This window comes from Pseudomonas sp. CBZ-4 (assembly GCF_000346755.1).
Taxonomy (GTDB): Bacteria; Pseudomonadota; Gammaproteobacteria; order Pseudomonadales; family Pseudomonadaceae; genus Aquipseudomonas.
Genome location: NZ_ANNV01000003.1, coordinates 1 through 8,461, shown reverse-complemented (window position 1 = coordinate 8,461; position 8,461 = coordinate 1). Strand labels below are relative to the sequence as shown.

Below are 8,461 nucleotides of genomic sequence, written 5' to 3'. Positions count from 1 at the left end.
AACTGATTTGTAACCCATGTGGGTGAGTCATACCGGCAAGAGCCTTTTGCTTACTTTTGGGCTCTTTCCAAAAGTGAGCCGCCGTAAGGGCGGAACCATAAGCCGCCGTTACCTAAATAACGGATATGTACCCCGACCGACACACCGCCATCGCAGGCAAGCCAGCTCCCACACAAGCCAGCTCTCACACTTGAAATGCGGCATATTCAGTGAACATTGCGAAATGTTTCATCGAATGCGAAACTGCCGTAATTGTGAATACTTATCATCTAGCCCCTCCGCCGCCCACCCCACGCATCCTCATCATCGAGGATGACGTCGAACTGTGCACCCACCTCAGCAACCACCTCAGCCGCCGTGGCTTCGCCTTGAACAGCGCCCATCGCGGCGACCAAGGCCTGGACATGGCCCTTCATTCACCCGTGGAGCTGATCCTGCTGGACATCATGCTACCCAACGAAAGCGGCCTGAATATCCTCGCGCGCCTGCGCCACGAGCGCGGTACGCCGGTGATCCTCATGTCGGCCCTGGGCGCCGAGCAGGACCGCATCACCGGCTTCAGCCAGGGCGCGGATGATTACCTGCCCAAGCCCTTCAGCCTGGCCGAACTCGACGTGCGCATCGATGCCTTGCTGCGCCGCGTGGCGATCGATTGCGGGACACGTACGCCGCAGCTGCTGGCGCGTCCGTTCGCATTGAAGTTCGACAGCTATGAGCGTGACGTCAGCTTCAACGGCGTAGCGGCCGGGCTGACGTCCTCGGAATTCCGCCTGCTGTGCACCCTCCACGAGCACAGCGGTGAAGCACTGACCAAGGCCTTCCTCTATCAACACGTGCTGCATCGGCCCTACACCCGCCTGGACCGTGGCCTGGATGTGCATGTGTGCAACCTGCGGCGCAAACTCGCGGCCATCGACGTGCAGGGCCTGCGCATCGACGCTGTGCGTCACCAAGGCTACGTGCTGATGTGCGAAGGCGCCTGATGCAGCGTCGCCACCCCTTGCTGTGGAAAATGGCGCTGCTGCAAGTGGGCTTCTGCGTGCTGCTGGTGTGGCTGGTGTGGAGCTGGGGCTTGCAGGTAGAACGCAACACCTACTTTCTGGAAGCACCGGACCGCATCGCGTTGGCCGCGTACGCCGCCGAGGCCGAACAAGTGGCGGCCACTGGCGATGCCGACGCCGTAGAACGCTGGCGCCTGGCCTTGCAGCAGCGCGAACACACCTGGGTCGCCGTGCTGGATGACTATCTGCACAGCCTTGGCACCACGCCGCTGAATGCCGAGCAGGTCAGCCACCTGACCTTTATGCGCAAGCTCGGTTGGCCGATGAGCAAGCGCCTCGACGATGAACTGCCCTACGTCAGCATCGCCTTTCCCCAGCACCCGGAACGCGGCCGGCTGGTGATGCAATTGCCCGAACGCCTGCTGCCGCCGGGGCTCACACCGTGGACCCACGTGTTCACCCACGGTGTGGTGCCGGTGCTGTTGGCGCTGGGCCTGGGCTTGCTGCTGTACCGGCACTTGGTGCAGCCGCTGAATGAACTGCGTGAGCGCGCCAATGCGCTGAGTTCGGGCGATCTGGCGCCGCTGGCCAGCAGCACTGTGACCCGGCGCCCGGATGAATTGGGCGAGTTGGCCCGCGCCTACGAACACATGGCCGAGCGCCTGCGCCAGAGCCTCAACCAGCAGCGCCAATTGCTGCGCACCTTGTCCCATGAAATCCGCACGCCATTGGCCCGCTTGAAGATCGCCAGCGACAGCGGCCTGCCGCCCGAGCAGTTGCAGCAGCGCCTGTCCCGCGAGGTGGAGGAAATGCGCCGGCTGGTGGACGACTCCCTCAACCTGGCCTGGCTCGACACCGAAAAGCCGCGCCTTGAAGCCGAAGAGGTGGTGGTGGCCTCGGTGTGGGAAGCCTTGGTGCAAGATGCGCACTTCGAAACGGGCTGGCCGCTGGACGCGTTGGTGTGTGAACTGGACAGCACCTGCCTCCTGCACGTGCACCTCAACAGCTTCGCCCAGGCCCTGGAAAATATCCTGCGCAACGCCATCCGTCATTCGCCGCGCAACGGCGTGATCCGTTTGAGCGGCCAGCGTGAAGACGACAACTGGTGCCTGGTGATCGAAGACCAGGGGCCGGGGGTGGCCGAGGCCGACCTGGAGCGCATCTTCGAAGCCTACCTGCGCCTGGACGGTACCGTCGGCAGCGGGTTTGGCCTGGGCTTGAGCATCGCCCGCCGTGCCATCGAATTGCAGGGCGGGGCGCTGTGGGCCACCTGCGGCAGCCAGGGCCTGCGCATGCACCTGCGCCTGCCGGCGGCAAATGTTTAGAAAGTTAAGTTTCTTTACTCGTTATTGCATCTGATTATCATCTGCGATCTTTGATGGCCCGCCGCTATCGGTCGGGTTGACGTTTGGAGATCGCCCCATGTTCCGCTTGTCCCTGCTTGCCGTGAGTATTTGCAGCCTGTTGCCCGTCGCCGGTTTCGCCGCCGAGGCCGAGGCGCCCGCGCAGATGGAACTGCCGACCCAGACCGTGTTGGGCACCGCGCAGGAAGAGATCAAGCAGATGCCCGGCGTGTCGATCATCACCGCCGAGGACATCAAGAAGCGCCCGCCTCCCAATGACCTGTCGGAAATCATCCGCACCATGCCCGGCGTCAACCTCACCGGTAACTCCAGCAGCGGCCAGCGCGGCAACAACCGCCAGATCGACATCCGTGGCATGGGCCCGGAAAATACCCTGATCCTGGTGGACGGCAAACCGGTGAGCAGCCGCAACTCGGTGCGCTACGGCTGGCGCGGCGAGCGTGACAGCCGGGGCGACACCAACTGGGTGCCGGCCGATCAAGTGGAACGCATCGAAGTCATCCGTGGCCCGGCCGCCGCGCGTTACGGCAATGGCGCGGCGGGTGGCGTGGTCAACATCATCACCAAGCAGCCCGGCACTGAGACCCACGGCTCGGCGACGATCTACCACAACTTCGCCCAGCACAAGGCAGAGGGCGAGACCGAGCGCATGAACTTCGGCCTCAACGGCCCGCTCACCGATAACCTCAGCTACCGCGTCTACGGCAACATCGCCAAGACCAATGCCGATGACGCCGACATCAACAGCGGCCACGAATCCACCCGCTACGGCAACCAGATCGGCACGTTGCCAGCGGGCCGCGAAGGCGTGCGCAACAAGGACGTCAACGGCCTGCTCAGCTGGAAAATGACCCCCGAGCAAACCCTCGACCTGGAGGCCGGTTTCAGCCGCCAGGGCAACATCTACACCGGCGACACACAGAACACCAACAGCAACGCCAGCGTGAAAAGCATGCTTGGCCATGAGACCAATATCCTCTACCGCGAACACTACGCGCTGACCCACCGGGGCGAATGGGATTTCGGCAGCAGCCTGGCCTACCTGCAATACGAAAAGACCCGCAACAGCCGCATCAACGAAGGCCTCGCGGGCGGCACCGAAGGCATCTTCGCCAACACCGATTTCTACACCACCACCCTGCGCGACCTGACTGCCCACGGCGAAGTCAGCCTGCCGCTGCACGCGGGTTTCGACCAGGTACTGACCCTGGGCACCGAGTGGGTCGAGTCCAAGCTCGATGACCCGAGCGCCAATACCCAGACCACCACCGCCGGCGGCAGCGTGGCCGGGCTGACCAGCAGCAACCGCAGCAGCACCTCGTCGTCGCGGATCTTCTCGGTGTTTGCCGAAGACAACATCGAACTGCGCCCCGGCACGCGCCTGACCCCCGGCCTGCGCCTGGACCACCACGATATCGTCGGCGACAACTGGAGCCCGTCGCTGAACCTGTCCCAGGTGCTCACCGACACCCTGACCCTGAAGGCCGGCATCGCCCGCTCGTACAAGGCGCCGAACCTCTATCAGCTCAACCCCAACTACCTGCTGTACAGCAACGGCCAGGGTTGCTACGGCTCGACCAAGAGCTGCTACCTGCAAGGCAACGCCGACCTTGAAGCGGAAACCAGCGTCAACAAGGAGCTGGGGATCGAGTACCGCAACGACGGTGTGGTCGCGGGGCTGACGTATTTCCGCAACGACTACAAGAACAAGATCGAGTCCGGCCTGACCCCGGTCGGCACCGCCACCGGCGGCACGGGCACCACGGCCGGGGCCAACGTGTTCCAGTGGGAAAACGTGCCCAAGGCGCTGGTCGAAGGGCTCGAAGGCAACCTCACCTTGCCGTTGGCCGAATCGCTGACCTGGACCAACAACTTCACCTACATGCTGCAATCGAAAAACAAACAGACCGGCGATGTGCTCTCGGTCACGCCCAAGTACACCCTCAACTCGATGCTCGACTGGCAGGCCACGCAAGACCTGTCCCTGCAAGCGAACGTGGCCTGGTACGGCAAGCAGACCCCGAAAAAATACGACTACCACGGCTATCGTGTGACCGGCTCGTCGAACAACCAGCTGTCGCCGTATGCGATTGCCGGCGTGAGCGGCACCTATGCCATCAGCAAGAACCTCAGCCTCACGGCCGGCGTGGATAACGTCTTCGACAAACGCCTGTGGCGCGAAGGCAATGCCCAGGGCGTGAACAATATCGACGGTGCGGGCGCGGCGACTTACAACCAGTCTGGCCGAACCTTGTTCACCAGCCTGACGGCGTCGTTCTGATGCGTCGGGGGATTTTTCTGGCGCTGCTGTTTACCTCGTTCGTCCACGCCAAACCGGCAGCGGACCAGTTGATGGACGCCCCGGTGTTGCGTGAAGCCAGCGACTACAGCTTCAGCACCCTGGAACTGGACTCCGCCGACGGCGCGCGGCACTACCGCATCTGGCTGGGGCGCCCGCTCAAGGTCAGCGCGGCCAACCCGGTCGCCTACCTGCTGGACGGCAACGCCGCCATGGCGGCGCTGGACACGGCGCTGCTCAACCGCCTGTCCCACAGCGCCACGCCACCGGTGCTGGTGGCGGTGGGATACGCCACACCGCTGCGCATCGAACGCAACGCGCGCACCTTCGACTACACGCCGCGAGTAGGCGAGGGCGCCCAGCGCGACCCACTGACCGACGTAGCCAGTGGTGGGGCGGAGCAGTTTCTCGACCTGCTCACGCAGCAGATCCGCCCGCTGATCAACCAGCGGTTGGAAGAGAAGCCCAAGCGGCAGCTGTTGTGGGGGCATTCCTATGGCGGCTTGTTGGTGCTGTACACCCTGATGACCCGGCCGGATGCGTTTGACGAGTACGCGGCGGCCAGTCCGTCGTTGTGGTGGAACGGCGGGGTGATTCATGCCGAGGGGTTGGCGCAGCGCTTGAACGGCAAGCATCCGACGTTGTTGATGATGCGCGGGGATGAGGAACCGGCGAGTCCGTCCAGGCAGGTTGGGCCGAAAGGGGATGGGGCGGCGAAGAAACTGCTGGCGGATTTGCAGGAGGCGGATGGGCTCAAGGTGCAATACCAAACGTTCCCAGGGTTGGGGCATGGGCCGATGTTGGCGGCGTCGCTGCGCTATACGCTGGAACACCTCAGCCAGCCATAGCGCAATTCTAAATGTGGGAGCTGGCTTGCCTGCGATAGCGGTGGGTCAGGCAGCACATACATTGCCTGTGCCGCCGTCATCGCAGGCAAGCCAGCTCCCACATTTGATTTTCATCGAGCTTGAGCGCTGTACCTGGCCATACAAAATGCTGATCGGATAGCTGATGATTCGTTACGTCTAGCATCGGATCAGTCGTGACCCGGATCAATGAGGGAGAAACAGATGTTGTTCACAGTCAGGTCTCCTAGATAACTGAGCGTCACCATGATGTTGGGATGGGTATCTTGGTTGAGATAATAGCTATCCGAACCACCTCGCATTCCCATGCCGCCAGGAAGTTTGAACGGTGGTTTGGACTCACTTGGTACTCCTAAACCGTTACGAACTGAACGCTGGTCCATATGCAACGTAAACGGTTCAGGTAGTGCCCCGGTGTAAATCGGCTGGTCAACCGTCTGAATCAAAATGATCATCACCTGTTCTAAACGCTTCGTTTTTGCCCAAAACCACAGTTCAACTCCAGGTATTGGCTTCTGAAGGAGGTCTTCGTTGTCATCATCTTCAAAAAGAGGCGTCAGCGGTTGATCTGGAATGACACCCTTCGCCAAAAGATCGCTATAGAGGCCGCTTAGGCTGCTTACCCACAAGGCCACCATTTCAGCATTCATTAGTACCATCCTCGATCTTCGTTGATTTTGTGCATTTTATGCCGAGCGTTCTCTAATTCATTTTCTGAAAAACCCTGTTCAAGCAAGTGCGGTTTCAATGCGTTGAAATTGTTGTCCACCGCCCCGCGGAGGTCGCGAGCATCGATTTTTTGTTTTGTTTTAGTATTTCTCCAGCCATAGGTTTCACTATATTTCTGATGAATATGAGCGGGTACAGCGATGCTCGCTACGTAATTCATCAGGTTGTGAATCTCATCTGAGGAGAAGCTTTTATTTCTTGTTAGGTAGCGCTTTAGGGCTGCTCGTGAGGGCATGTGATCTAAGTGAACACCTTCGCGCGCTCGTCCGGCGAATGCGCCATAAATATCTACTTCTAATGGCCTGACCGCCGGCTTGGCAAACACCAAATACAACGGCGCCACACCCGAATCAGCCGGAAACGTAATGATCGTATCCTGCCAGGTCACATCCTCGGCATCTTGGCCTGGATAGTGAGTGAGGGCCGAATCTGGCCCTACTGCAATCGGATGAACCAGTAAATTTTCAAGCCGCTCGGGCGTACCTGGATAAGGACTTGGCGCACTGACCACCGGCCCGTTGTTGGGCGTCCAAGTAATGCTGATGCCATCCAGAACCGCCACCATCGCGCTTTTGTCGGCGTTCCATCGGGCGTGTGCAACAGGCACCCGATCCGAACCACTGCCCGGCGAGGTGTGGATGCCATAAGCTCTCAATTCCCCCGCGTCATCCTGACGGAACTGGAACCGCACCCGTGTGCTTGCCGATTGCAGATTTGCCAATTGCGCTGGGGTGTAGAGGGTCGAATCGCCAATATCTCTCGGCCAAAAGGCCAGCAACACGACGTTCAATGCGGCGCTTGCGCCCGCTACTCCACGTACTGCCCAAGTACCGAGGTCACTGCCGAGCGTCCCCGCGATACGCCCGACAGTACCAGCGGTGCCGGTTGAAGCGATCAGAGCAGTTTTGCCGAAATTGTCTGCACGTTCGGGAGCTTGTCCCGCCGCTGTGGAACCGGCGGGCACTGAGACACAGGATTTTGCGAATACACACACATTCAGCGCATCAGGTTGTGCGTTCGGCGCGAAAGCCTCGGCGGCTGTGCTGCGAGCTGAAGCGGTTCCCGGCGGTGGCAAAAAAGACGGCGACTTTTCAGGGTCTATGTCCTGAAACTCCATGAATTGGTTGGCGATGAGTTTAGGTGGCGGGTCACATTTGCAGCGGCACACGTCGCCTGCCAACGCGGCCTCTGCACCGTCCCATATTTCACCCAGTCGCGGCCCGACACACACGACGAAACCTTGGCTGGAGCAGGCGGGGCAGAAGATGAGATCGCCCTGTCTGACCATTCCCAACCCGTTAATGGTACCGCCCATGTACCCGGTGTAGACCGTGCCGCCGGCTGTTGTCTTGGCGCCGTTGGTTAGGTTGTAACGCCTCATGCCTCATTCTCCGCGTGCAAGCCAGGCTGCAGAAGCCTCCACCTGCGCCAGCCTTTGCGGGCTATCGCGTTGCTGGTGAAGATCGCGCCGAACTGGCGCGAGAAGAATGCTGCTGAATGAAGGAAGTCCAAACAACTGACCGTTCGGCTAGGTAACCGAAGAAACAGAAAATTCCGACACCTATCAGCGGTTGCCCCTCGGAACCTAGCTCTCTAGTCTCCGTACACCGCTGCAAACTCAGCGGTCGGGCGTCGCGGCCCGGTTTCCTATGGACGCTAAGCGTCATCGTCTGCTTTCAGTTGGCGCTTTTTTATCGTCTACTGTGCGGCGCTATGGCGGCTGTGCGCGGGATACCTTCGGGTATGCCGGGTTTCCTAAGGACCGGTCCGCGAACCTGCGTACAGCTGCCACCCCCATCGCGTCGCGGCGATCAATGGCAGCTCCACTTTCCTTAGGAGCTTCACAATGATCAAACCCACCCCCAATCCCCCTGTCCGTCTATTTGCCGTAGCAGATGGAATCAACACCGAAGACCTGCTGGTCAACCTCAGCGAAACACTCGCCTCGGCCAATGCGTTGAGCTGTGATCTTGCGTTTAACCTGGAAGGATCGAAGCGAGAGGAGTTGCTGGGCGTTGCGCAGTTGATTGAACTGGCGCAGTTGCTGGCAGATCGCGTGCAAGATAGCGTCGGGCAGACGATCACCGCGTGCAGCTAACGGCACTGCTTGAATGTGGGGCTGGTGTGGGAGCTGGCTTGCCTGCGATGCAGACGACTCGGGCTGTCAATCAGACCGAGGGGATGCCATCGCAGGCAAGCCAG

Annotated in this window: 7 protein-coding genes; 5 read left to right on the top strand and 2 right to left on the bottom strand. The window is 60.6% G+C overall.

From position 1 onward, the window contains the following. Positions 1-254: 254 nt before the first annotated feature. From B348_RS0100215 to B348_RS0100200, 4 genes are all read left to right on the top strand, one after another. The gene (locus B348_RS0100215; protein ID WP_026136441.1) at positions 255-983 is read left to right on the top strand and encodes a response regulator transcription factor; all 729 of its coding nucleotides are present in this window, start codon (positions 255-257) and stop codon (positions 981-983) included. Then, entirely contained in the window at positions 983-2,326 is a 1,344-nt protein-coding gene (locus B348_RS0100210) for a sensor histidine kinase (protein WP_017734162.1), read from the top strand. Before B348_RS0100215 ends, B348_RS0100210 begins: the two co-directional genes overlap by 1 nt. 97 nt (positions 2,327-2,423) lie before the next feature. After that, the gene (locus B348_RS0100205; protein ID WP_017734161.1) at positions 2,424-4,646 is read left to right on the top strand and encodes a TonB-dependent siderophore receptor; all 2,223 of its coding nucleotides are present in this window, start codon (positions 2,424-2,426) and stop codon (positions 4,644-4,646) included. Further along, the gene (locus tag B348_RS0100200; RefSeq protein WP_017734160.1) at positions 4,646-5,512 is read left to right on the top strand and encodes an alpha/beta hydrolase; all 867 of its coding nucleotides are present in this window, start codon (positions 4,646-4,648) and stop codon (positions 5,510-5,512) included. The genes B348_RS0100205 and B348_RS0100200 overlap by 1 nt, the downstream gene beginning before the upstream one ends. A gap of 188 nt (positions 5,513-5,700) precedes the next feature. Here the strand turns inward: B348_RS0100200 and B348_RS0100195 are convergent, their stop codons facing one another. After that, positions 5,701-6,180, bottom strand: a complete 480-nt coding sequence (locus tag B348_RS0100195; protein WP_017734159.1) for a DUF6392 family protein — start codon at positions 6,178-6,180, stop codon at positions 5,701-5,703. Next, on the bottom strand, positions 6,180-7,640 hold the full coding sequence (locus B348_RS0100190; RefSeq protein ID WP_017734158.1) for an S-type pyocin domain-containing protein: 1,461 nt from the start codon (positions 7,638-7,640) through the stop codon (positions 6,180-6,182). The genes B348_RS0100195 and B348_RS0100190 overlap by 1 nt, the downstream gene beginning before the upstream one ends. A gap of 465 nt (positions 7,641-8,105) precedes the next feature. On the opposite strand from B348_RS0100190, the gene B348_RS0100185 reads away from it, so the two are divergent. Then, positions 8,106-8,357: a DUF6124 family protein gene (locus B348_RS0100185; protein WP_017734157.1), complete on the top strand. Its 252-nt coding sequence runs from the start codon at positions 8,106-8,108 to the stop codon at positions 8,355-8,357. Positions 8,358-8,461 lie beyond the last annotated feature (104 nt).